This is a genomic window from Pseudomonas sp. SWRI18 (assembly GCF_014268345.1).
Classification (GTDB): Bacteria; Pseudomonadota; Gammaproteobacteria; order Pseudomonadales; family Pseudomonadaceae; genus Aquipseudomonas; species Aquipseudomonas cedrina.
In genome coordinates this window covers 1-20,241 of the sequence record NZ_JACCQQ010000025.1, presented here as the reverse complement: position 1 = coordinate 20,241, position 20,241 = coordinate 1, and the positions used below count along the sequence as shown (strand labels likewise).

The following is a 20,241-nucleotide window of genomic DNA, read 5'->3' as shown; positions in this document are numbered from 1 at the left end:
CGATGCTGAGCCCTTATATGTCGCCCGTCGAGCGGGTGTGGTTCTACAGCTTGCGGATCCTCTGCGGCTTGATCCTGCTGTTTTTGATTCTGCCGGTGCTGGTGATCATCCCGCTGTCGTTCAACAGCGGCAGTTTCCTGGTGTACCCGCTGCAAGGCTTCTCGCTGCACTGGTACCAGGATTTCTTCGCCTCCGCCGAATGGATGCGTGCACTCAAGAACAGTATCATCGTCGCGCCGGCCGCTACGCTGCTGGCCATGGTGTTCGGCACGCTGGCGGCTATCGGCCTGACACGCGGCGATTTCCCCGGCAAGGCGTTGGTAATGGCGCTGGTGATTTCGCCGATGGTGGTGCCGGTGGTGATCATCGGCGTGGCCAGTTACCTGTTCTTTGCGCCGCTGGGCCTGGGCAACAGCTTCTTCTCGCTGATCGTGGTGCATGCGGTGCTGGGTGTGCCATTTGTGATCATCACCGTGTCGGCGACCTTGCAGGGGTTCAACCACAACCTGGTGCGGGCGGCGGCCAGTCTCGGTGCTTCGCCGCTGACCGCGTTTCGCCGGGTAACCCTGCCGTTGATCGCGCCGGGGGTAATCTCCGGGGCGCTGTTTGCCTTTGCCACCTCGTTCGATGAAGTGGTGGTGACGCTGTTCCTCGCCGGGCCTGAGCAAGCCACCTTGCCGCGCCAGATGTTCAGCGGCATCCGCGAAAACCTCAGCCCAACGATTGCCGCGGCGGCGACTTTGCTGATTGCCTTCTCGGTACTGCTGTTGCTGACCCTGGAATGGTTGCGCGGGCGTAGCGAGAAACTGCGTACTGCGCAGGTCTGAAGCCAAACGGAGATCAAAATGTGGGGAACTGTGTTGAACCCGAAATAACCATTCAGCCGCTGAATGGCAGACAACCCATCTGCATCAGCTACTCTTGTGCCAGCCCATCTATCAATAAGAGGCCGCGCACATGAGTACTTCCTCATTCAAGATCGCCCACAAACTGCTGACGGGGGCCGGTGCCATCGAGCAACTGGCCTTTGAGCTCACGCGCCTGGATGTGGATAACCCGCTGATCGTCACCGACGCAGCGCTGGTCAAGTCCGGCACGGTGGCGCTGGCGCTTGAACACCTGGGCGAACGCCCCTATGAAATCTTCGACCGCGTGCTGCCCGACCCGGAGATCGCCATCGTCGAAGACTGCATGCGCGTTTACCGCGAGGGCGGGCACGACGGCCTGATCGGCCTGGGCGGCGGCAGTGCCATCGACATCGCCAAAAGCGTGGCCGCCTATGCCGGCTACCACGGCGCCCTGGCGGACTTGTTCGGCGTCGACCAGGTGCCGCGCAAGGGCCCGCCGCTGATCGCCATCCCCACCACAGCCGGCACCGGTTCGGAAGTGACCAACGTGGCGATTCTCTCCGACAAGGCCGCGCAGCTGAAAAAAGGCATCGTCAGCGATTTCCTGCTACCGGATGTGGCGCTGATCAGCCCGCAAATGACCCTGACCTGCCCGCGTAGCGTCACCGCCGCCAGTGGCGTGGATGCGCTGGTGCATGCCATCGAGTCGTACCTGTCGCTGAACGCTTCGCCGATCACCGACGCCTTGGCCATCGGCGCGATCAAGCTGATCGCCAAGGCATTGCCCAAGGCCTACGCCAACCCGGCCAACCTGCAAGCCCGCGACGATATGGCCACCGCCAGCCTGATGGCGGGCATGGCCTTCGGTAACGCTGGGGTCGGCGCGGTGCATGCGTTGGCGTACCCGCTGGGTGGACGGTTCAACATCGCCCATGGCGTAAGTAACGCGCTGTTGCTGCCCTATGTGATGCACTGGAACAAGTTGGCCTGTGTGGAGCGCATGCAGGACATTGCGCAGGCCATGGGTGTGAATGTCAGCGGCTTGAGCCTGAACGATGCCGCCGACCAGGCTGTGGAGGCGATGACGCGGCTGTGTGCGGCCGTCGAAATCCCGGCGGGCCTGCGCAGTTTCGGCGTTCCCGAGGACGCCATTCCCGCCATGGCCATCGAAGCGGCGGGTATCGAGCGGCTGATGCGCAACAACCCGCGCAAGCTTAGCGCCGCCGACATCGAGAAAATCTATCGGGCAGCCTACTAGCCATTGAGCCAGGTCACGGTGCGCGCGGCAAAGCATGAGGTATACAATGCGCGCCATCGTGATTTAGCTCAAAAAAGGTGCGTCATGCAGCCCTTCGTCATTGCTCCATCGATTCTCTCCGCCGATTTTGCCCGCCTGGGTGAGGAAGTGGACAAGGTGTTGGCCGCCGGTGCCGACTTTGTGCACTTCGATGTCATGGACAACCACTACGTGCCCAACCTGACCATCGGCCCGATGGTCTGCGCGGCGCTGCGCAAGTACGGCATTACCGCGCCGATCGACGCGCACCTGATGGTCAGCCCGGTGGACCGCATCATCGGTGACTTCGTTGACGCCGGCGCGACCTACATTACCTTTCACCCGGAAGCCTCGCTGCACGTCGACCGCACCCTGCAACTGATCCGCCAAGGCGGCTGCAAGGCGGGCCTGGTGTTCAACCCGGCCACGCCGCTGGACGTGCTCAAGTACGTGATGGACAAGGTCGACATGGTCCTGCTGATGAGCGTCAACCCAGGTTTCGGCGGGCAGAAGTTCATCCCCGGCACCCTCGACAAGCTGCGCGAAGCGCGTGCGCTGATCGACGCCTCGGGCCGTGATATCCGCCTGGAAATCGACGGCGGGGTCAACGTCAACAATATCCGCGAAATCGCAGCCGCCGGCGCCGACACCTTCGTAGCCGGCTCGGCGATCTTCAACGCGCCGGACTACCAGGAAGTCATCGCGAAGATGCGCGCCGAATTGGCGCTGGCGCGTCCATGAGCGGCTTTGAGCAGCTGTTCCCCGGCAAGTTGCCACGGCTGGTGATGTTCGATCTGGACGGTACCTTGATCGACTCGGTCCCTGACCTGGCGGCCGCGGTGGACGAGATGCTGCTCAAGCTGGGGCGCAAGCCGGCCGGGATCGAGTCGGTGCGTGAATGGGTCGGCAACGGCGCGCAGATGCTGGTGCGCCGGGCCTTGGCCAATCATATCGATGCCGAGGGTGTCGATGAGGTCGAAGCCGAGCACGCCCTGGAGTTGTTCAACGCCGCCTATGAAAACAGCCACGAATTGACCGTGGTTTACCCCGGCGTGCGCGACACCCTCAAATGGCTGCACAAGCAGGGCGTGGAAATGGCCCTGATCACCAACAAGCCGGAGCGCTTCGTCGCGCCGCTGTTGGACCAGATGAAAATCGGCCGTTATTTCCGCTGGATCATCGGCGGCGATACCCTGCCGCAGAAAAAACCCGACCCGGCGGCGCTGTTTTTCGTAATGAAAATGGCCAATATCCCGGCCTCGCAGTCGTTGTTCGTCGGCGATTCGCGCAGTGATGTGCAAGCGGCGAAGGCCGCGGGCGTGCAGTGCGTGGCGCTCAGCTACGGCTACAACCATGGGCGGCCGATCGCCGAAGAATCGCCTTCCCTGGTCATTGATGACCTGCGGCTGCTAATCCCCGGTTGCTTGGGAGCTGGCGCTGAGATAACGTTGCCTGATATCGATCCGTCCCCTTCTGGAAATCCCATCGTGGTGGTCACTCGCAAACTCTGGATGAAAGTCATCAAGGCCCTGGCCCGCTGGCGTTGGCGCGCCTGACTGATCCTGGCCGCGCTGCGCGGCGCGTTTGCATACCTGACTGTTAGACCCTCAAGCCACGAGGCATATCATGACCCGCGAAGAATTCCTGCGTTTGGCCGCTGCCGGCTATAACCGCATCCCCTTGGCCTGCGAAACCCTGGCCGACTTCGACACGCCGCTGTCGATCTACCTGAAGCTGGCCGATGAACCCAATTCCTACCTGCTCGAATCGGTGCAGGGCGGCGAGAAGTGGGGCCGTTACTCGATCATCGGCCTGCCATGCCGCACGGTGATGCGCGTTCACGATCATCATGTGAGCATCACCCATGATGGCGTCGAGATCGAAAGCCATGAGGTTGAAGACCCGTTGGCGTTCGTCGAGGCGTTCAAGGCGCGCTACAACGTACCGACCATTGCTGGCCTGCCACGTTTCAACGGCGGGCTGGTGGGTTACTTCGGTTACGACTGCGTGCGCTACGTGGAAAAACGCCTGGGCAAATGCCCGAACCCGGATCCATTGGGTGTGCCGGACATTCTGCTGATGGTCTCCGACGCTGTCGTCGTGTTCGACAACCTCGCCGGCAAGATGCACGCGATTGTGCTCGCCGACCCGTCCCAGGCCGACGCGTTCGACAACGGCCTGGCCAGCCTCGAAGCCCTGCTGGACAAACTGCGCCAGCCGATCACCCCGCGTCGCGGCCTGGACCTCAGCCGTCCACCGGCGGCCGACCCGGTGTTCCGTTCCAGCTTTACCCAGGATGACTACGAGCGCGCCGTCGACACCATCAAGGAATATATCCTCGCCGGTGACTGCATGCAGGTGGTGCCGTCGCAACGCATGTCCATCGACTTCAAGGCCGCGCCGATCGACCTGTACCGGGCGCTGCGCTGCTTCAACCCGACGCCGTACATGTATTTCTTCAACTTTGGTGACTTCCACGTGGTGGGCAGCTCGCCGGAAGTGCTGGTGCGCGTCGAAGACAACCTGATCACGGTTCGCCCGATCGCCGGTACCCGCCCGCGTGGCGCGACTGAAGAGGCTGACCTGGCGCTGGAAGAAGACCTGCTGAGCGACGACAAGGAAATCGCCGAGCACTTGATGCTTATCGATCTGGGCCGTAACGATACCGGGCGTGTCTCGGAAATCGGTTCGGTGAAGCTCACCGAGAAAATGGTGATCGAGCGCTATTCCAACGTGATGCACATTGTGTCCAACGTCACCGGCGAGCTGAAAGCCGGCTTGACCGCCATGGACGCCCTGCGCGCCATCTTGCCGGCGGGCACTTTGTCGGGCGCGCCGAAGATCCGCGCGATGGAAATCATCGACGAGCTGGAGCCGGTCAAGCGCGGTGTCTACGGCGGCGCCGTGGGGTATTTCGCCTGGAACGGCAACATGGACACGGCCATTGCGATCCGCACGGCCGTGATCAAGGACGGGGAGCTGCATGTGCAGGCCGGTGGCGGGATTGTCGCTGACTCGGTGCCGGCCCTCGAATGGGAAGAAACCCTGAACAAGCGCCGCGCGATGTTCCGCGCCGTTGCGCTGGCTGAACAGACCCCCAATTCCTGAGGTTTCCCCCATGTTGCTGATGATTGATAACTACGACTCCTTTACCTACAACGTGGTGCAGTACCTGGGCGAACTGGGTGCCGAGGTCAAGGTGGTGCGCAATGACGAACTGACCGTGGCCGAGATCGCTGCGCTGAATCCCGAGCGCATCGTGGTTTCGCCGGGCCCGTGCACGCCGACCGAGGCGGGTATTTCCCTGGAAGCCATCCAGTATTTCGCCGGCAAGTTGCCGATCCTGGGCGTTTGCCTGGGCCACCAGTCCATCGGCCAGGCCTTTGGCGGTGACGTGGTGCGCGCGCGCCAGGTGATGCATGGCAAGACCAGCCCCGTGTTCCACAAGGACATGGGCGTGTTTCACGGCCTTAACCTGCCGGTGACGGTGACTCGCTACCATTCGCTGGTCGTCAAGCGCGAAACCCTGCCGCAATGCCTGGAACTGACGGCCTGGACCCAGCTGGAAGACGGCTCCGTCGACGAGATCATGGGCCTGCGCCACAAGACACTGAATATCGAAGGGGTGCAATTTCACCCCGAGTCGATCCTGACCGAGCAGGGCTACGAGCTGTTCGCCAACTTTCTCAAGCAGAGCGGCGGCACGCGCTAAGGACTTTTCATGGATATCAAGACTGCCCTGAGCCGTATCGTCGGCCACCTGGACCTGAGCACCGCTGAAATGAGCGATGTGATGCGCGAGATCATGACCGGTCAATGTACCGACGCGCAGATCGGCGCGTTCATGATGGCCATGCGCATGAAGAGCGAGAGCATCGACGAGATCGTCGGCGCCGTGTCGGTGATGCGTGAGCTGGCGGACAAGGTCGAACTCAAGACCCTCGACGGCGTGGTGGATGTGGTGGGCACCGGCGGCGACGGTGCCAATATTTTCAACGTGTCGACCGCGGCTTCGTTTGTCGTGGCGGCGGCGGGTTGCACCGTGGCCAAGCACGGTAACCGCGCGGTATCGGGCAAGAGCGGCAGCGCCGATCTGCTGGAAGCGGCCGGGATCTACCTGAACCTGACGCCGGTGCAAGTGGCGCGCTGCATCGATAACGTCGGTATCGGCTTTATGTTTGCCCAATCCCACCACGGTGCGATGAAGCACGCCGCCGGCCCGCGCAAGGACCTCGGCCTGCGCACCCTGTTCAACATGCTCGGCCCGCTTACGAATCCGGCCGGTGTGAAGCATCAGGTGGTCGGCGTGTTCAGCCAGGCGCTGTGCCGGCCGTTGGCCGAAGTGCTGCAGCGCATGGGTAGCAAGCATGTGCTGGTGGTGCATTCCAAAGACGGGCTGGACGAATTCAGCCTGGCGGCACCGACGTTCGTGGCGGAGCTTAAGGATGACCAGATCACGGAGTATTGGGTCGAGCCGGAAGATTTGGGCATGAAGAGCCAGAGCCTGCACGGCCTGGCGGTGGAAAGCCCGGCGGCGTCCCTGGAATTGATTCGCGATGCCCTGGGACGTCGCAAGACCGAGAATGGTCAAAAAGCTGCTGAGATGATTGTTTTAAATGCCGGCGCCGCACTTTATGCGGCCGACCATGCCTATAGTCTTAAGGAAGGTGTCGCCTTGGCCCACGATGCACTGCACACCGGTCTGGCTCGCGAAAAGCTCGAAGAGCTGGGAGCATTCACCGCGGTATTCAAGATGGAGAATGAAGGATGAGTGTGCCGACCGTTCTGGAAAAAATCCTGGCCCGCAAGGCTGAGGAAGTGGCCGAGCGCCGCGCCCGTGTGAGCCTGGCCGAGCTGGAAAGCCAGGCCAAGCTGGCTGACGCGCCGCGTGGTTTTGCCAATGCGTTGATCGCCCAGGCCAAGCTCAAGCAGCCGGCTGTCATCGCTGAGATCAAAAAGGCTTCGCCCAGCAAAGGCGTGATTCGCGAGCACTTTGTGCCGCACGAAATTGCCGTCAGCTACGAAAAGGGCGGGGCGACCTGCCTGTCGGTACTGACCGATGTCGATTACTTCCAGGGCAGCGACCTGTTCCTGCAGCAAGCCCGCGCCGCGTGCAAGTTGCCGGTGATCCGCAAGGATTTCATGGTTGACCCGTACCAGATCATCGAAGCCCGCGCCCTTGGCGCCGACTGCGTGCTGCTGATCGTCTCGGCACTGGATGATGTGAAGATGGCTGAGCTGGCCGCCGTGGCCAAGGGCGTCGGCCTGGACGTACTGGTGGAAGTGCACGACGGCGATGAGCTGGAGCGCGCGTTGAAAACCCTCGACACACCGTTGGTGGGGGTCAACAACCGTAACCTGCACACCTTCGAAGTCAGCCTGGAAACCACCCTCGACCTGCTGCCGCGCATACCGCGCGACCGGTTGGTGATTACCGAGAGTGGCATTCTCAATCGCGCCGATGTGGAACTGATGGAAATCAGCGACGTGTATTCATTCCTGGTGGGCGAGGCCTTCATGCGCGCTGAAAACCCCGGGACGGAACTGCAGCGCCTGTTTTTTCCTGAGCGTGGTGTTGCGGTCAGTGGTTCGACACTGGATTAATTCGGAGGCACGGCCTGGCTGCCAGAAGCAGGCTTCTGTGGGAGCTGGCTTGCCTGCGATTGCATCACCTCGGTGTTACTGAAAAATCGAGGTGCCTGCATCGCAGGCAAGCCAGCTTCCACATTTGATTTTGTGTGATTCAGATAGGCAGGTATTTGATGACTAAGCCGGTGTCGATGACTGTTGAAGCCGGGCTTGCCGCCGAGCAAGCCTTACTGACAGCCGTTTGCGCCGGCGAGCAGGAATATGGCCTGCTGTTCTGGCAACCCAACGACCAAGCCTTGGTAATGCCGCGTCGTTTGAGTCGCCTGCCGGCGTTCCAAACCGCCAGCCAGGTCTCGGCCGACGCCGGTTGGCCGGTGTTGCTGCGGGAAACCGGCGGTGAACCGGTGCCGCAGTCGAACGCCACGGTCAATATCGCCCTGGTCTACGCGCCGCCGCGCAGTGAAGGCGACCAGAATCGTATCGAAACCGGTTATTTGCGTTTATGCCAGCCGATCTGCGACCTGCTGATCGAGTTGGGTGGCGATGCTTCCGTTGGCGAAATCGACGGGGCGTTTTGTGACGGTCGCTACAACGTCAACCTCAACGGCCGCAAGATGGTCGGCACCGCCCAGCGTTGGCGACAAAGTGGCGGCCGCCCGGTAGGCCTGGTGCACGGTGCGCTGCTGCTGGATAACGATCGCGAAGAACTGATCGCTGCGGTCAATCGCTTCAACGAGGTCTGTGGCCTGCAGCAGCGCGTTCGCGCCGACAGCCATATCGCCCTGCACGAAGCCTTTGCCGCGCCAGATGCGATCAGCCGCCTGGACACTCGGTATCGGCAAATGTTGGCCAGCTTCCTGCCGGTTTAACGAGTGCCGAACACCACCATCGTCTTGCCTTTGACGTGCACCAGGCTGCGCTCTTCCAGATCCTTGAGCACGCGGCCGACCATCTCCCGTGAACAGCCGACAATGCGCCCGATTTCCTGGCGTGTGACTTTGATCTGCATACCATCGGGGTGAGTCATGGCGTCTGGCTGTTTACACAATTCCAACAGGCAACGGGCTACCCGGCCGGTGACATCAAAGAAGGCCAGGTCGCCGACTTTGCGCGTGGTGTCCCGCAGGCGCTGGGCAATCTGCCCGCTGAGCGCGTAGAGAATGTCGGGATCGTGCTGGGCCAGTTCGCGGAACTTGGTGTAGCTGATCTCCGCCACTTCGCATTCGACCTTGGCCCGCACCCAGGCGCTGCGCTCCTGTTCCTTGCCGGCTTGCTCGAACAGCCCCAGCTCGCCAAAGAAATCCCCGGTGTTCAGGTAGGCGATGATCATTTCGCGGCCGTCCTCATCCTCGATCAGGATGGTGACCGAGCCTTTGATAATGAAGAACAGCGTTTCGGAGCGTTCCCCGGCGCAGATGATGTTGTGTTTGGCCGGGTAGCGACGGCGCTGGCAATGCATCAACAGTTTGTCGAGATTCTTGATCTTGGGTAGGGGAGTAAGGGCAACCATGGTTGTGTCCCGAAAAGACTGCGCGAAGTAGTTAGAGTTGTTGTGTTCACCGGTATCGGCACTGATACAGGTTGTATGAACGGTGGCAATACGCCATCGATTTGGCGCCAGCTTAACAGACACATTCTGTCTCGATTAGCCAATTTTCCCGGTAAACCCTGTTATTGATCGCTTTTGTGCCAAACGCTGACGCAGGCGGGCCCTGTGCTAAGCTGGCGACCCTTTTTTAGCAGTGGAGTCTGGGCGATGAAGGCACGCATCCAATGGGCGGGCGAAGCCATGTTCCTCGGTGAGTCGGGCAGTGGCCATGTGGTAGTCATGGACGGACCGCCTGAAGCCGGTGGCCGCAACCTGGGCGTACGTCCGATGGAAATGCTCCTGCTGGGTGTAGGCGGTTGCAGCAATTTCGACGTGGTCAGCATCCTGAAAAAGTCCCGCCAGGCCGTGGAAAGTTGCGAAGCCTTCCTGGAAGCGGAGCGCGCCACTGAAGACCCCAAGGTATTCACCAGGATCCACATGCATTTCGTGGTGAAGGGCCGGGCGTTGAAGGAAGCGCAGGTCAAGCGTGCTATCGAGCTGTCGGCCGAGAAGTACTGCTCGGCGTCGATCATGCTCGGCGCGGCGGGTGTGGCCATCACCCATGATTACGAGATTATCGAGTTGGGCTGATCGCTCAATCGATGGGCAAAAGAAAGGGCGCTTTGATAGCGCCCTTTTTTGCGTCTGGGATCTGATGCACCTAGATACGATGCACCTAGATACGATAGGTGCTTTTGGTCATGACCTTGGCCAGTACACTCATACCAAACCGCACCGGTGCCGGAAAGCGGAAGCCGCCCGCACCCAATGCGCTTTCTGCGTGATGTGCTTCGTCGATGCGCATTTGCTCCAGAATCGCCCGGGACTTTTCGTCCTCGACCGGCAGTTGCTCCAGATGCTCGTCCAGGTGCTTGCACACCTGATGCTCGGTGGCGGCGACAAAACCCAGGCTGACCTTGTCGCTGATCAGGCCGGCAGCGGCGCCGATGCCAAACGATAAGCCATAAAACAGCGGATTCAGCACGCTGGTATGGCTGCCGAGTTGGTGAATACGCTGCTCGCACCAGGCCAGATGGTCGACTTCTTCCTCGGCGGCATGCTCCATGGCTGCACGCACCTGCGGCAGCTTGGCGGTCAGTGCCTGGCCTTGATACAGCGCCTGGGCACAGACTTCGCCGGTGTGGTTGATGCGCATCAGCCCCGCGACGTGGCGGGTCTCGGTCTCGCTCATCTGAGCGTCGGGTTGCACGATGGCGGGTGAGGGGCGGTAGGGCTGGCCACTGAATGGCAGCAGTGTGCGCATGGCCATGTCGGCTTGCAGCAACAGACGGTCAATCGGCGAGTAGTGACGTTGGGTAGTCATGCTGACCTCCGGAAAGAATCTCGGCGGCCAGTTTACCGCAAGAGAAGGACAAGCGTTTGCGCTGAGTCAGGGCATGCGCTCGCAGCGCTGGGCCGCGACCTTTGCCCGAGGGCTTATCAGCCCGGCGGCCAATTCATCTGACGCTGACCCAGCACATGCATATGAATGTGATAAACGGTCTGCCCCCCGTCTTCGTTGCAGTTCATCACCACACGAAAACCCTTTTCGCAGCCCTGCTCGACGGCGAGGCGCTGGGCGGTGAACAGGATATGGCCGGCCAGGGCTTTATCGTCTTCCGTCAGATCGTTCAGGGTGCGGATAGGTTTCTTCGGAATGACCAGAAAATGCACAGGGGCTTGGGGAGCGATATCGTGGAAGGCCAGCACTTGGTCGTCTTCGTAGATAATCTTCGCGGGTATTTCTCTGTTGATGATCTTGGTGAACAGAGTATCCACAGCTGTTTCTCCATTATGAGTAGGCAGGTTGAGTGTACTGAGCCCGTCAGCGCGGGCAATAGGCTTTGTTGATGGCGCCGGCGATCTTGCGGGTCAGCCAGCGCGGGCTGAACCGCGGGCTGAAGGCGATCCAGCGATTGCGCCGGCCGGGAATAATGATGGCTTTGTTCTTTTCCAGGGCGCGCACAGTAAAGAGCGCCACTTCTTCGGGGCTCATCAGCTGTTGGCTGCGATCGAGCTTGGCGGTGTCCATTTGTGCGGTGCCGAAGAATGCCGTATGGGTTGGGCCGGGGCAGAGGACCGAGACCTTGATGCCGCAACTCTTCAGTTCTTCGCGCAGGCCTTCGGAGAAGTGCAGTACATAGGCTTTGCTGGCGTAGTAGGTGCTCATCCACGGGCCCGGCTGGAACGCCGCGATGGAGGCTACATTAAGAATTTGCCCGCCGCCCTGCAAAGCCATGGTATTGCCAAGCGCATGGCACATACGGGTCAGGGCAAGGATATTGAGCTCAATCAGGTCTTGTTCGGTCATCCAGTCCTGGGCCAGGAACGGCCCGCTGGTGCCGATGCCGGCGCAGTTCACCAGCAGATCGATCTGCCGTTCGCCTTCTTCAAGCTCCAGCAGAAACCCGGACAAGCGCAGCGGCTCGCCCAGGTCGCACGCCCGGAACAGCACCTCGACGCCAAAGCGTTGGGTCAATTCGATGGCAATGCTTTCCAACTGATCACGCTGACGGGCCACCAGAATCAAGCTGCGGCCGCGACGGGCCAGCGCTTCGGCCAAGGCCAGGCCGATACCGCTTGTGGCGCCGGTGATCAGAGCGTAACGGGTCATGCCTTTCTCCATCGCAACACCGCCGCGCCTGTGACAAAGGCATCACAGGCCGGGGGCGTTTCTTCACTGTTCTGGAGAGTCTACAGGTTCGCCCGCGTCCTCAGCACTTTGCGCTTCGTCTTCTTCGGTGGTCGCGCTCTGGTCAAGGTCTTCGTCGGAGGTGGTGGCGCTGCTCTCGTAGCTGCTGTCCATGTTGGCTTCGAGTTGGTTCAGGTAACCGTTCATGCCCAGGGTCAGCCCGATGATGAGCATCAATGGGATAAACGCCAACCACAGCGAGGCCAGGACCTTCACGGCAGTGGAGTTTCGCGGTGGTGGCGCGCCGTATTGGTTGGCGCCCGAGTTGCCTGGCAAGACCAGCAGCAACAGCGGGAAGATACTGTTCACCAGCGGTACCAGGTTCAGCAGGTACAGCCAGCCCGACCAGCCCAGGTCGTGCAGGCGCTGCACACCGATTTGTACGCTCACGACGACAAGCGCGACGAACAATGCGAAGCCCAGTAACGAGCCAAGAATAATGGCGATCGTGGGTGAGGCGGTCGCAATGGCGAAGCACACGGTACTGATGATGCCTGCCGCCACAAGCATTGCAAGGGTCAGCACCAGCGTCCATGCCAGGTACCGCAGACGCCCGATGCGCCCGTTGATCGTGAAGACTTTGAGCGTGGCGTACTCCGGCAGGTTTTCACCCACGGCCGCGCGCGGCGGTGCGTACGGCGAAGCGTCCGGGCGAGAGAAATCAGAAGCGCCGGCATCTGTTTCGTGGGTTTCGGCGAGGCTGAAGGCTACGGGTTGTTCGGCTTCGATGCGCGCGTCGACACCGGCGTTCTTCAACGCGGTGAGGTAGGTTTCCGCGTCCGGCCGGGACAGGTCGCGTTTGAGCGCGACCGGGCGGCCGGTGAAGAGCTTCTCGATGGCTTCGACTTCGCTCTTGAACAGCTCGGCCAGGTTCAGCTTGGCCGTGGTGCTTTCGACACCCGGGAGCAAGGCTCCATCAAACACAATCTTGAAACGGTTGTCGCTCATGCGGGCATCCTTGTCAGTTATCAGGGAGGTTGTGCAGGCCTGCACAATCGGCAGGCCTTACGGTTGGGTCAGCGTGGCCAGCGTAGCTGAGTCGCCTGTTCGCGCGCCTTGCGGTATTCGGCATCCAGGCGGGCAACCAGTTCATCGACGCTGGGTAAATCATCAATGTCACCGACGCCTTGGCCGGCAGACCATACAGTCTTCCACGCCTTGGCCTCGTCGCTCAACGGCTTGAGCTTGGAGCCGCCGCTGACTTCGCCTTTGCCTTGCAGGGCGGCGAGGTCGAAACCGGCATTTTCCAGGCTCTGGCGCATAAAGCTGGCGGGCACGCCGGAGACAGCGGGAGTGTGCACTATGTCGGCGGCGCGCGCTGTGAGCAGCATCTCTTTATACGCATCCGGTGCGTGGCTTTCGGTGGTGCCGATAAAGCGCGTGCCGAAATAGGCCAGGTCTGCACCGAGCAGTTGTGCGGCGAGAATCTCGTGGCCGTGGTTCAGGCAACCGGCCAACAGTAAGGTTTTATCGAAGAACTGGCGAATTTCGGCGATCAGCGCGAATGGGCTCCAGGTGCCAGCATGGCCACCGGCGCCTGCAGCCACAGCGATCAAGCCATCCACGCCGGCTTCGGCGGCCTTCTCGGCATGACGCCGGGTGGTGACGTCATGAAACACCAGGCCGCCGTAGCTGTGTACGGCGTCTACCAACTCCTTCACGGCGCCCAGGCTGGTAATGACGATCGGCACCTTGTGCTTGACGCAGATCGCGAGGTCGGCCTCCAGGCGCGGATTGCTGCTGTGCACGATCAGGTTGACGGCGTAGGGCGCGGGGTTGTCCAACGGCGCCAGGCCCGCTTCGATTTCCTCCAGCCAGGCCTTGAAGCCGCTGCTTTCGCGTTGGTTAAGGGCAGGGAAACTGCCAACCACCCCATTGCGGCAGCACGCCAGGACCAGTTGCGGATTGGAAATCAGAAACATCGGCGCAACCACGACGGGCAGGCGCAGACGTTGTTCAAGCAGAGCGGGCAGCGACATTGGATGGACCCCGAGTAATTGACGTTAGAACGGTTTGACCACGACCAGAATTACGATTGCCAGCAATAGCAGAACGGGCACTTCATTGAACCAGCGATAAAAGACATGGCTGCGGGTGTTTTCGCCACGGGCAAAACGTTTTACCTGCGCGCCGCACATATGGTGGTAGCCGATCAGCAACACCACCAGTGTCAGCTTGGCGTGGATCCAGCCTCCGGATTGAAAGATCGCGGGATTGAGGTAGATCAGCCAGCCGCCGAATATCAAGCTGGCGATCATCGCCGGGCCCATGATGCCGCGGTACAGCTTGCGCTCCATGACGCTGAAGCGTTCCTGGCTGACGGTGTCCTCGCTTTGGGCGTGGTAGACGAACAGTCGCGGCAGGTAGAACAGCGCGGCAAACCAGCAGACGATGGCGACGATATGGAAGGCTTTGACCCATAGATAGAGCATTTTTAGTTATTCCCAGGTTCACGGTAACGAAGATAGTAGTGGCTCGGGTGTCCACGCGTCACCTTGATGGTTGTCGCAGGACGATGCGGCCCCTATTATCGACCGCTTTCCAGTGGGTTCGTTGAGGGCAGGTTTATGGTCAAGGTCGGTATCGTCGGCGGCACGGGTTACACCGGTGTCGAATTGCTGCGTCTGTTGGCTCAGCATCCGCAGGCTGAGGTGGTGGTCATCACCTCTCGATCCGAGGCCGGGCTGGCCGTGGCCGATATGTACCCGAACCTGCGAGGCCATTACGACGGCCTGGCGTTCAGTGTTCCTGACATCAAGACCTTGGGCGCTTGCGACGTGGTGTTCTTCGCCACCCCTCACGGTGTTGCCCATGCTCTGGCCGGCGAGTTGCTGGCGGCGGGCACCAAAGTGATCGATCTGTCGGCGGACTTCCGGTTGCAGGACGCCGATGAGTGGGCCAAGTGGTACGGCCAGCCCCACGGCGCGCCGCAGTTGCTGGAAGAGGCGGTGTACGGCCTGCCGGAAGTTAACCGTGAGCAGATCAAACAGGCTCGCCTGATTGCGGTGCCGGGTTGCTATCCGACGGCTACTCAGTTGGGTTTCCTGCCACTGCTGGAGGCTGGGCTGGCGGATGCTTCGCGTTTGATCGCCGATTGCAAGTCGGGCGTCAGCGGCGCCGGTCGTGGTGCGGCGGTGGGTTCGCTGTACTCCGAGACGTCGGAAAGCATGAAGGCCTATGCGGTAAAAGGGCACCGTCACTTGCCGGAAATCCGCCAGGGGCTGCGTCGCGCGGCCGGTAAAGACGTGGGCCTGACCTTTGTGCCGCACCTGACTCCGATGATCCGCGGCATTCATTCCACGCTCTACGCAACCGTGGTTGACCGTTCCGTAGACCTGCAAGCGCTGTTCGAAAAGCGTTATGCCAACGAACCGTTCGTCGACGTCATGCCTGCGGGCAGCCACCCGGAAACCCGTAGCGTGCGTGGCGCTAACGTATGCCGGATCGCCGTGCACCGTCCGCAGGATGGTGACCTCGTCGTGGTGTTGTCGGTGATCGATAACCTGGTCAAGGGCGCGTCGGGCCAGGCGGTACAAAACATGAACATTCTGTTTGGCCTGGACGAGAAACTGGGTCTGTCCCACGCAGGCATGCTGCCTTAAGACGCTGCAGCTATTGCACAAAGGGCCCGTTGACCGGGCCTTTTGTGTTTTTAATGACGGCTGCGCAGATTGATATACCGTAACAATAGTTGACCGATTTTCTAGGAGAAGCGGATAATACCCGCCATTACGCATATGGCGGCGCTACGCCGGGAGATTATCAGCATGAGCGTTGAATCCTTCACCCCCACGGCTTTGCAATTCACCCACGGTGCTGCGCACAAGGTGAAGAGCCTGGTCGATGAAGAGGGTAATGATCGCTTGAAGCTGCGCGTATTCGTTACGGGCGGCGGTTGTTCAGGGTTTCAGTACGGTTTTACCTTCGATGAAGATGTAGCCGACGATGACACCATCGTTGAGCGCGAGGGCGTTAGCCTGGTCGTGGACCCGATGAGCTTCCAGTACCTGGCAGGTGCCGAGGTGGATTACCAGGAAGGTCTGGAAGGGTCGCGTTTCGTGATCAAGAATCCTAACGCCACCACTACGTGTGGTTGCGGGTCTTCGTTTTCGATCTGACCGGTAGTTTGATCCGGGACGAATGAAAAACGCCGCTTGGCTTTGATAGGCCAAGCGGCGTTTTGCTGTCTGCTGATTCAGTCAGGCCGGGTAGATAGCGCCCAGTACCCGAAGCCCGCGTGCGCCAGTGACGCTGGGGCGGTTGGCGGCGATGCCTTCGAGGCAGCAATGGGCGAGCCAGGCGAACGCCATCGCTTCAACCCAGTCGGGATCGACGCCGTAGGTGGCGGTGCTGCTGACTTGGGTTGATGGTAGCAGGGCGGCCAGTCGGCTCATCAGCGTGGCATTGTGAGCGCCGCCGCCGCAAACCAGCAGGGTTTCTGTCTGAGGCTGGGCGGACTGCAGCGACTCGACGATAGTCAGGGCGGTCAGCTCCAGCAGCGTCGCCTGTACATCCTGAGGCTCGAACGCAGGTAAACCGCCAAGATGGCGGTGCAGCCATTGCAGGTTAAACACCTCGCGGCCGGTGCTCTTGGGGCCCTTGGTTACGAAGAATGGGTCGCTGAGCAATGCGTTGAGTAGCTGCGGCTCGACCTTGCCGCTGGCAGCCCACTGGCCATTGCGATCAAAGTTTTCGCTGCGTTGTTGATGAATCCAGGCATCCAGCAGGACATTACCTGGGCCACAGTCGAAGCCGGCTACCGGTTTGCCGGTCTCGATCAGGCTGAGGTTGCTGAAACCGCCCACATTCAATACGGCACGGTTGCCGGTGTGCTCACCAAATAACGCTTCGTGAAATGCGGGTACCAGCGGGGCGCCTTGGCCACCTGCAGCCACATCGCGGCTGCGGAAATCGCTGACCACGGTGATGCCGGTCAGCTCGGTAAGCAAGGCCGGGTTGCCGATCTGTACGGTAAAGCCCCGAGCGGGTTCATGGCGGATGGTCTGGCCGTGGCTGCCAATCGCGCGAATGTCCTGGGGCTTGAGCTGTTGTTGATTGAGCAGAGCGTGAATGCCTTGTGCGGCAAGCTTCACCCAGTTCTGTTGGGCAATGGCTGAACGGGCGATTTCATCCGGTCCGCTGGCGCACAGGCCGAGCAGCTCGCCGCGCAGCGCATCCGGCATGAGGATGTAGTGCGTGGCGATCAGTTTGACCTCCTTGTGCTGTTCGATCAGGGCGATATCCAGGCCGTCGAGGCTGGTCCCGGACATCACACCTATGTAGAGCGGCATACCTTAACGCTTCGCCGAAGCCAGCAGGGTGGAGCGCTCCTGGTCCATGCGGGCCATCAACGGCTGGCTCTGTTGCATGAAGCGCGCGCGTTCGGCCTTGGCGATCGGGTCGGCCATCGGCAGTTTCTGGCCAAGCGGGTCGACGTGCACACCGTTGACCTGGAATTCATAGTGCAAGTGCGGGCCGGTGGACAGGCCGGTAGTGCCGATATAACCGATCACTTGGCCTTGCTTCACAGTACCGCCGGTTTGCACGCCCTTGGCGAAGCCTTGCATATGGCCATACAGCGTACGGTAGGTATTGCCGTGCTGGATGATTACAGTGTTGCCGTAACCACCGCGACGCCCGGCCAGCAGCACCTTGCCGTCGCCGGCGGCTTTGATCGGCGTACCACGTGGAGCGGCGTAGTCGACGCCTTTGTGGGCGCGGATTTTGTTCAGAATTGGATGCTTGCGACCCATGGAAAAACGCGAGCTAATACGGGCGAAGTCCACTGGCGTACGGATGAAGGCCTTGCGCATGCTATTGCCATCAGCTGTGTAGTAGCTGCTGTTGCCTTGCTTGTTGGTATAGCGCACTGCGGTGTAGGTCTTGCCGCGGTTGGTGAAGCGAGCGGAGAGGATGTTGCCGGTGCCGACCACCTTGCCATTGGCGACTTTCTGCTCGTAGATCACGTCGAATTCGTCACCTTGGCGGATGTCCTGGGCGAAGTCGATGTCGTAGCCAAATACGCTGGCCATGTCCATGGTCATGCTGTGGGACAAGCCCGCGCGCGCGGCGGATTGCGACAGGGAGCTGTTGATCACGCCGTGTACGTAGGCGGAGCGCATCACTGGCTTGGTGGTAATGCGGTTGAAGGCGAAGCCTTTGGCGCCCTTGGTCAGGGTGATGCTTTCAAGATCGCTGACATTGCTGTGCAGGTTGTTGAGCTGGCCGTCGGGCGTCAGCTCAAACTCAAGCTTTTGGCCGCGTTTGAGCTGGGTGAATTGCCTGGCTTGTTTGTCGCTGGCGAGGACTTCATTGACGGTGGCCGCCGGCAGGCCGACTTTCTCGAACAGGGTCGAAAGCGTATCGCCCTTGCCAACGATCACTTCGCGGTGCTGGGGATTCCTGGCCATGTCAACAGCGGGTGCAGGCTGGGCCTGGGCGGCTTGCTGCGTATCTTCCGGGCTACTTTCTATCTGGGCGAACGGTGATTCGGCTGGAGCGTTTGTGGCTTCTTGCGCGTCAGAAGCGTCTTGATCTTGTGTCAGTTGCTCAACTGGACTTTCCAGGTCAAGGCTCAGGGATGTTCGTTTGGCTTCTACGTCACTGGAAGGGAATACCAGGAGTGCCAGGCTGAGAAGGGCGGCGATACCACTTGCGGCGAGCAGGTGGGTCTTCGGGTAAAGCGGTGGCGCTTTAGACGGTTCAGTGGTCATAGGTAATTTTTGACTTTGAAGATGAAATGGAAAAGATGAATGACATGATGAAGATGAAATAACTGTATAAAATATAACCAAATCATCTGTGGCGCAAGCTCGCGAACGCTGGGCTTGCTGAACGGTGTCCGTTCGCAGGGCAAAACTTGTAATTAGTCCCTGATCTTGTATGGTTGGTTCCCTTTTGAATCTGAGCCTTGCGGGTCTGTTATGAAGTCGGTTGAAGAGCAGCTAGCGCTGATAAAACGTGGTGCGGAAGAACTGTTGGTCGAGGCCGAGCTGATCGAAAAGCTCAAGCGTGGCCAACCCCTGCGTATTAAAGCCGGCTTTGATCCGACGGCGCCGGATCTGCACCTGGGTCATACCGTGCTTATTAATAAGCTGCGCCAGTTCCAGGAGCTGGGGCATCAGGTCATCTTCCTTATAGGTGACTTCACCGGGATGATCGGTGACCCGAGTGGCAAGAGCGCCACGCGTCCGCCGCTGACCCGAGAGCAGGTTCTCGATAATGCCGAGACCTACAAGACGCAGGTATTCAAGATTCTCGATCCGGCCAAGACCGAAGTGGCGTTCAACTCCACGTGGATGGATCAGATGGGGCCGGCAGACTTCATCCGCCTGACCTCTCAGTACACCGTCGCGCGCATGCTCGAGCGTGATGATTTCGATAAGCGCTACTCTACCAACCAGCCGATCGCGATTCATGAGTTTCTCTATCCGCTGGTTCAGGGCTATGACTCGGTTGCGTTGCGTGCCGACGTTGAGTTGGGCGGTACGGACCAGAAGTTCAACCTGCTGATGGGGCGTGAGCTGCAGCGCGCGTATGGCCAGGAAGCCCAGTGCATTCTGACCATGCCGTTGCTGGAAGGGTTGGACGGCGTCAAGAAGATGTCCAAGTCCTTGGGTAACTATGTAGGTATCCAGGAAGCTCCGGGTGTGATGTACGGCAAATTGGTTTCGATTCCTGATGCGTTGATGTGGCGTTACTTTGAGCTGTTGAGCTTCCGCTCGATGGATGAGATCAATGCGCTGCGTGCTGATGTGGAGGCGGGCACCAATCCGCGTGACGTAAAAATCAAGCTGGCGGAAGAGATTGTTGCGCGCTTCCACGGTGAAGAGGCTGCGGCCAACGCCCATCGCGCGGCGGGCAACCGCATGAAGGATGGCGAGCTGCCGGATGATCTGCCGGAGATTGAGTTATCGGCTGCTGAAGCAATGCCGATCGCTGCCGTCCTTAATAAGGCTGGCCTGGTTAAGAATTCCGCAGTCGCGCGTGACCTTCTGGGTTCTGGCGGTGTACGTGTAGATGGTGAGGTTGTAGACCGCTCCTTTATATACGAGCTGGGTGCTACCCACGTTTGTCAGGCTGGAAAGAAGGCATTTGCGCGTATTACGCTCAAATTCGAATAAACCTGAAATTAGGTGTTGACGGCGAATTATATCTGTCTATAATTCGCCCCACTTCCGGCGCAGTCGAAACGGAAAACTCCTTGGTAAACAAAGAGTTATGCGAGATTCGACAGCGACCTGCTTCA

The 20,241-nt window shown here is 60.2% G+C and carries 22 protein-coding genes; 13 read left to right on the top strand and 9 right to left on the bottom strand.

Annotated features, from left to right (window positions below; translation table 11 throughout):
- The first annotated feature begins 2 nt into the window (after window positions 1-2).
- The 9 genes from H0Z09_RS23125 to H0Z09_RS23085 all read left to right on the top strand — a co-directional run bounded on the left by H0Z09_RS23125 (window position 3) and on the right by H0Z09_RS23085 (window position 8,582).
- Window positions 3-827, top strand: coding sequence for an ABC transporter permease (locus tag H0Z09_RS23125; RefSeq protein ID WP_076953328.1), 825 nt, complete (start codon window positions 3-5; stop codon window positions 825-827).
- A gap of 130 nt (window positions 828-957) precedes the next feature.
- A complete protein-coding gene (locus tag H0Z09_RS23120; RefSeq protein ID WP_186693765.1) occupies window positions 958-2,106 on the top strand; it encodes an iron-containing alcohol dehydrogenase in 1,149 nt (382 codons plus the stop codon).
- 84 nt (window positions 2,107-2,190) lie between these two features.
- A complete protein-coding gene (gene rpe / locus H0Z09_RS23115) occupies window positions 2,191-2,865 on the top strand; it encodes a ribulose-phosphate 3-epimerase (RefSeq protein WP_186693763.1) in 675 nt (224 codons plus the stop codon).
- Window positions 2,862-3,680 (top strand): phosphoglycolate phosphatase, encoded by an 819-nt coding sequence (locus tag H0Z09_RS23110; protein ID WP_186693761.1) that lies wholly within the window; start codon window positions 2,862-2,864, stop codon window positions 3,678-3,680. Before rpe ends, H0Z09_RS23110 begins: the two co-directional genes overlap by 4 nt.
- Before the next feature lie 70 nt (window positions 3,681-3,750).
- Window positions 3,751-5,232: an anthranilate synthase component I gene (gene trpE, locus H0Z09_RS23105; RefSeq protein WP_186693759.1), complete on the top strand. Its 1,482-nt coding sequence runs from the start codon at window positions 3,751-3,753 to the stop codon at window positions 5,230-5,232.
- A 10-nt stretch (window positions 5,233-5,242) separates the two neighbouring features.
- On the top strand, window positions 5,243-5,836 hold the full coding sequence (locus tag H0Z09_RS23100) for an aminodeoxychorismate/anthranilate synthase component II (RefSeq protein ID WP_076953335.1): 594 nt from the start codon (window positions 5,243-5,245) through the stop codon (window positions 5,834-5,836).
- 9 nt (window positions 5,837-5,845) lie between these two features.
- Window positions 5,846-6,895, top strand: a complete 1,050-nt coding sequence (gene trpD / locus H0Z09_RS23095; RefSeq protein ID WP_186693756.1) for an anthranilate phosphoribosyltransferase — start codon at window positions 5,846-5,848, stop codon at window positions 6,893-6,895.
- Window positions 6,892-7,728, top strand: a complete 837-nt coding sequence (gene trpC / locus H0Z09_RS23090) for an indole-3-glycerol phosphate synthase TrpC (RefSeq protein WP_186693754.1) — start codon at window positions 6,892-6,894, stop codon at window positions 7,726-7,728. Before trpD ends, trpC begins: the two co-directional genes overlap by 4 nt.
- Before the next feature lie 158 nt (window positions 7,729-7,886).
- Complete coding sequence (locus H0Z09_RS23085; protein ID WP_186693752.1) at window positions 7,887-8,582, top strand: lipoate--protein ligase family protein; 696 nt, start codon at window positions 7,887-7,889, stop codon at window positions 8,580-8,582.
- Here the strand turns inward: H0Z09_RS23085 and crp are convergent.
- Entirely contained in the window at window positions 8,579-9,223 is a 645-nt protein-coding gene (gene crp / locus H0Z09_RS23080) for a cAMP-activated global transcriptional regulator CRP (protein WP_076953342.1), read from the bottom strand. The two genes, H0Z09_RS23085 and crp, sit on opposite strands and share 4 nt — an antisense overlap.
- Before the next feature lie 246 nt (window positions 9,224-9,469).
- Here crp and H0Z09_RS23075 point away from each other — a divergent pair, with 246 nt between their 5' ends.
- Window positions 9,470-9,892 carry an OsmC family protein gene (locus H0Z09_RS23075; protein WP_003210947.1) on the top strand — a complete coding sequence of 141 codons (423 nt, stop codon included), beginning with the start codon at window positions 9,470-9,472 and terminating at the stop codon, window positions 9,890-9,892.
- Window positions 9,893-9,977: 85 nt separating this feature from the next.
- Here the strand turns inward: H0Z09_RS23075 and coq7 are convergent, their stop codons facing one another.
- The 6 genes from coq7 to hemJ form a co-directional block, all read right to left on the bottom strand.
- A complete protein-coding gene (gene coq7, locus H0Z09_RS23070; RefSeq protein ID WP_076953344.1) occupies window positions 9,978-10,625 on the bottom strand; it encodes a 2-polyprenyl-3-methyl-6-methoxy-1,4-benzoquinone monooxygenase in 648 nt (215 codons plus the stop codon).
- Between the two features lie 116 nt (window positions 10,626-10,741).
- Window positions 10,742-11,080: a histidine triad nucleotide-binding protein gene (locus H0Z09_RS23065; protein WP_003194682.1), complete on the bottom strand. Its 339-nt coding sequence runs from the start codon at window positions 11,078-11,080 to the stop codon at window positions 10,742-10,744.
- A gap of 46 nt (window positions 11,081-11,126) precedes the next feature.
- Window positions 11,127-11,915, bottom strand: coding sequence for an SDR family oxidoreductase (locus H0Z09_RS23060; protein ID WP_186693750.1), 789 nt, complete (start codon window positions 11,913-11,915; stop codon window positions 11,127-11,129).
- A gap of 63 nt (window positions 11,916-11,978) precedes the next feature.
- Window positions 11,979-12,941: a DUF805 domain-containing protein gene (locus tag H0Z09_RS23055; RefSeq protein WP_076953349.1), complete on the bottom strand. Its 963-nt coding sequence runs from the start codon at window positions 12,939-12,941 to the stop codon at window positions 11,979-11,981.
- Window positions 12,942-13,009: 68 nt separating this feature from the next.
- Window positions 13,010-13,972, bottom strand: a complete 963-nt coding sequence (locus H0Z09_RS23050; RefSeq protein WP_186693748.1) for a nitronate monooxygenase family protein — start codon at window positions 13,970-13,972, stop codon at window positions 13,010-13,012.
- A 24-nt stretch (window positions 13,973-13,996) separates the two neighbouring features.
- Window positions 13,997-14,425 (bottom strand): protoporphyrinogen oxidase HemJ, encoded by a 429-nt coding sequence (gene hemJ, locus H0Z09_RS23045; RefSeq protein ID WP_076953353.1) that lies wholly within the window; start codon window positions 14,423-14,425, stop codon window positions 13,997-13,999.
- A 135-nt stretch (window positions 14,426-14,560) separates the two neighbouring features.
- On the opposite strand from hemJ, the gene argC reads away from it, so the two are divergent.
- On the top strand, window positions 14,561-15,595 hold the full coding sequence (gene argC, locus H0Z09_RS23040; protein ID WP_003210935.1) for an N-acetyl-gamma-glutamyl-phosphate reductase: 1,035 nt from the start codon (window positions 14,561-14,563) through the stop codon (window positions 15,593-15,595).
- Window positions 15,596-15,760: 165 nt separating this feature from the next.
- Complete coding sequence (gene erpA, locus H0Z09_RS23035) at window positions 15,761-16,111, top strand: iron-sulfur cluster insertion protein ErpA (protein ID WP_003176443.1); 351 nt, start codon at window positions 15,761-15,763, stop codon at window positions 16,109-16,111.
- Window positions 16,112-16,192: 81 nt separating this feature from the next.
- Here erpA and H0Z09_RS23030 read toward each other — a convergent pair whose 3' ends face one another.
- Entirely contained in the window at window positions 16,193-17,284 is a 1,092-nt protein-coding gene (locus tag H0Z09_RS23030) for an anhydro-N-acetylmuramic acid kinase (RefSeq protein WP_186693746.1), read from the bottom strand.
- A 3-nt stretch (window positions 17,285-17,287) separates the two neighbouring features.
- Complete coding sequence (locus tag H0Z09_RS23025; protein WP_076953358.1) at window positions 17,288-18,706, bottom strand: peptidoglycan DD-metalloendopeptidase family protein; 1,419 nt, start codon at window positions 18,704-18,706, stop codon at window positions 17,288-17,290.
- A gap of 210 nt (window positions 18,707-18,916) precedes the next feature.
- On the opposite strand from H0Z09_RS23025, the gene tyrS reads away from it, so the two are divergent.
- Window positions 18,917-20,116 (top strand): tyrosine--tRNA ligase, encoded by a 1,200-nt coding sequence (gene tyrS, locus H0Z09_RS23020; protein WP_186693743.1) that lies wholly within the window; start codon window positions 18,917-18,919, stop codon window positions 20,114-20,116.
- Window positions 20,117-20,241 lie beyond the last annotated feature (125 nt).

Excerpts from the sequence above, each read along its gene's own strand:
- H0Z09_RS23085 (WP_186693752.1), top strand. The coding sequence starts at position 7,887 with ATGACTAAGCCGGTGTCGATGACTGTTGAAGCCGGGCTTGCCGCCGAG.
- H0Z09_RS23120 (WP_186693765.1), top strand. The coding sequence starts at position 958 with ATGAGTACTTCCTCATTCAAGATCGCCCACAAACTGCTGACGGGGGCC.
- H0Z09_RS23100 (WP_076953335.1), top strand. The coding sequence starts at position 5,243 with ATGTTGCTGATGATTGATAACTACGACTCCTTTACCTACAACGTGGTG.
- trpD (WP_186693756.1), top strand. The coding sequence starts at position 5,846 with ATGGATATCAAGACTGCCCTGAGCCGTATCGTCGGCCACCTGGACCTG.
- H0Z09_RS23060 (WP_186693750.1), bottom strand. The coding sequence starts at position 11,915 with ATGACCCGTTACGCTCTGATCACCGGCGCCACAAGCGGTATCGGCCTG.
- H0Z09_RS23025 (WP_076953358.1), bottom strand. The coding sequence starts at position 18,706 with ATGACCACTGAACCGTCTAAAGCGCCACCGCTTTACCCGAAGACCCAC.
- H0Z09_RS23075 (WP_003210947.1), top strand. The coding sequence starts at position 9,470 with ATGAAGGCACGCATCCAATGGGCGGGCGAAGCCATGTTCCTCGGTGAG.
- H0Z09_RS23055 (WP_076953349.1), bottom strand. The coding sequence starts at position 12,941 with ATGAGCGACAACCGTTTCAAGATTGTGTTTGATGGAGCCTTGCTCCCG.
- crp (WP_076953342.1), bottom strand. The coding sequence starts at position 9,223 with ATGGTTGCCCTTACTCCCCTACCCAAGATCAAGAATCTCGACAAACTG.
- trpC (WP_186693754.1), top strand. The coding sequence starts at position 6,892 with ATGAGTGTGCCGACCGTTCTGGAAAAAATCCTGGCCCGCAAGGCTGAG.
- rpe (WP_186693763.1), top strand. The coding sequence starts at position 2,191 with ATGCAGCCCTTCGTCATTGCTCCATCGATTCTCTCCGCCGATTTTGCC.
- H0Z09_RS23050 (WP_186693748.1), bottom strand. The coding sequence starts at position 13,972 with ATGTCGCTGCCCGCTCTGCTTGAACAACGTCTGCGCCTGCCCGTCGTG.
- hemJ (WP_076953353.1), bottom strand. The coding sequence starts at position 14,425 with ATGCTCTATCTATGGGTCAAAGCCTTCCATATCGTCGCCATCGTCTGC.
- coq7 (WP_076953344.1), bottom strand. The coding sequence starts at position 10,625 with ATGACTACCCAACGTCACTACTCGCCGATTGACCGTCTGTTGCTGCAA.
- trpE (WP_186693759.1), top strand. The coding sequence starts at position 3,751 with ATGACCCGCGAAGAATTCCTGCGTTTGGCCGCTGCCGGCTATAACCGC.
- argC (WP_003210935.1), top strand. The coding sequence starts at position 14,561 with ATGGTCAAGGTCGGTATCGTCGGCGGCACGGGTTACACCGGTGTCGAA.
- H0Z09_RS23030 (WP_186693746.1), bottom strand. The coding sequence starts at position 17,284 with ATGCCGCTCTACATAGGTGTGATGTCCGGGACCAGCCTCGACGGCCTG.
- tyrS (WP_186693743.1), top strand. The coding sequence starts at position 18,917 with ATGAAGTCGGTTGAAGAGCAGCTAGCGCTGATAAAACGTGGTGCGGAA.
- H0Z09_RS23125 (WP_076953328.1), top strand. The coding sequence starts at position 3 with ATGCTGAGCCCTTATATGTCGCCCGTCGAGCGGGTGTGGTTCTACAGC.
- erpA (WP_003176443.1), top strand. The coding sequence starts at position 15,761 with ATGAGCGTTGAATCCTTCACCCCCACGGCTTTGCAATTCACCCACGGT.
- H0Z09_RS23110 (WP_186693761.1), top strand. The coding sequence starts at position 2,862 with ATGAGCGGCTTTGAGCAGCTGTTCCCCGGCAAGTTGCCACGGCTGGTG.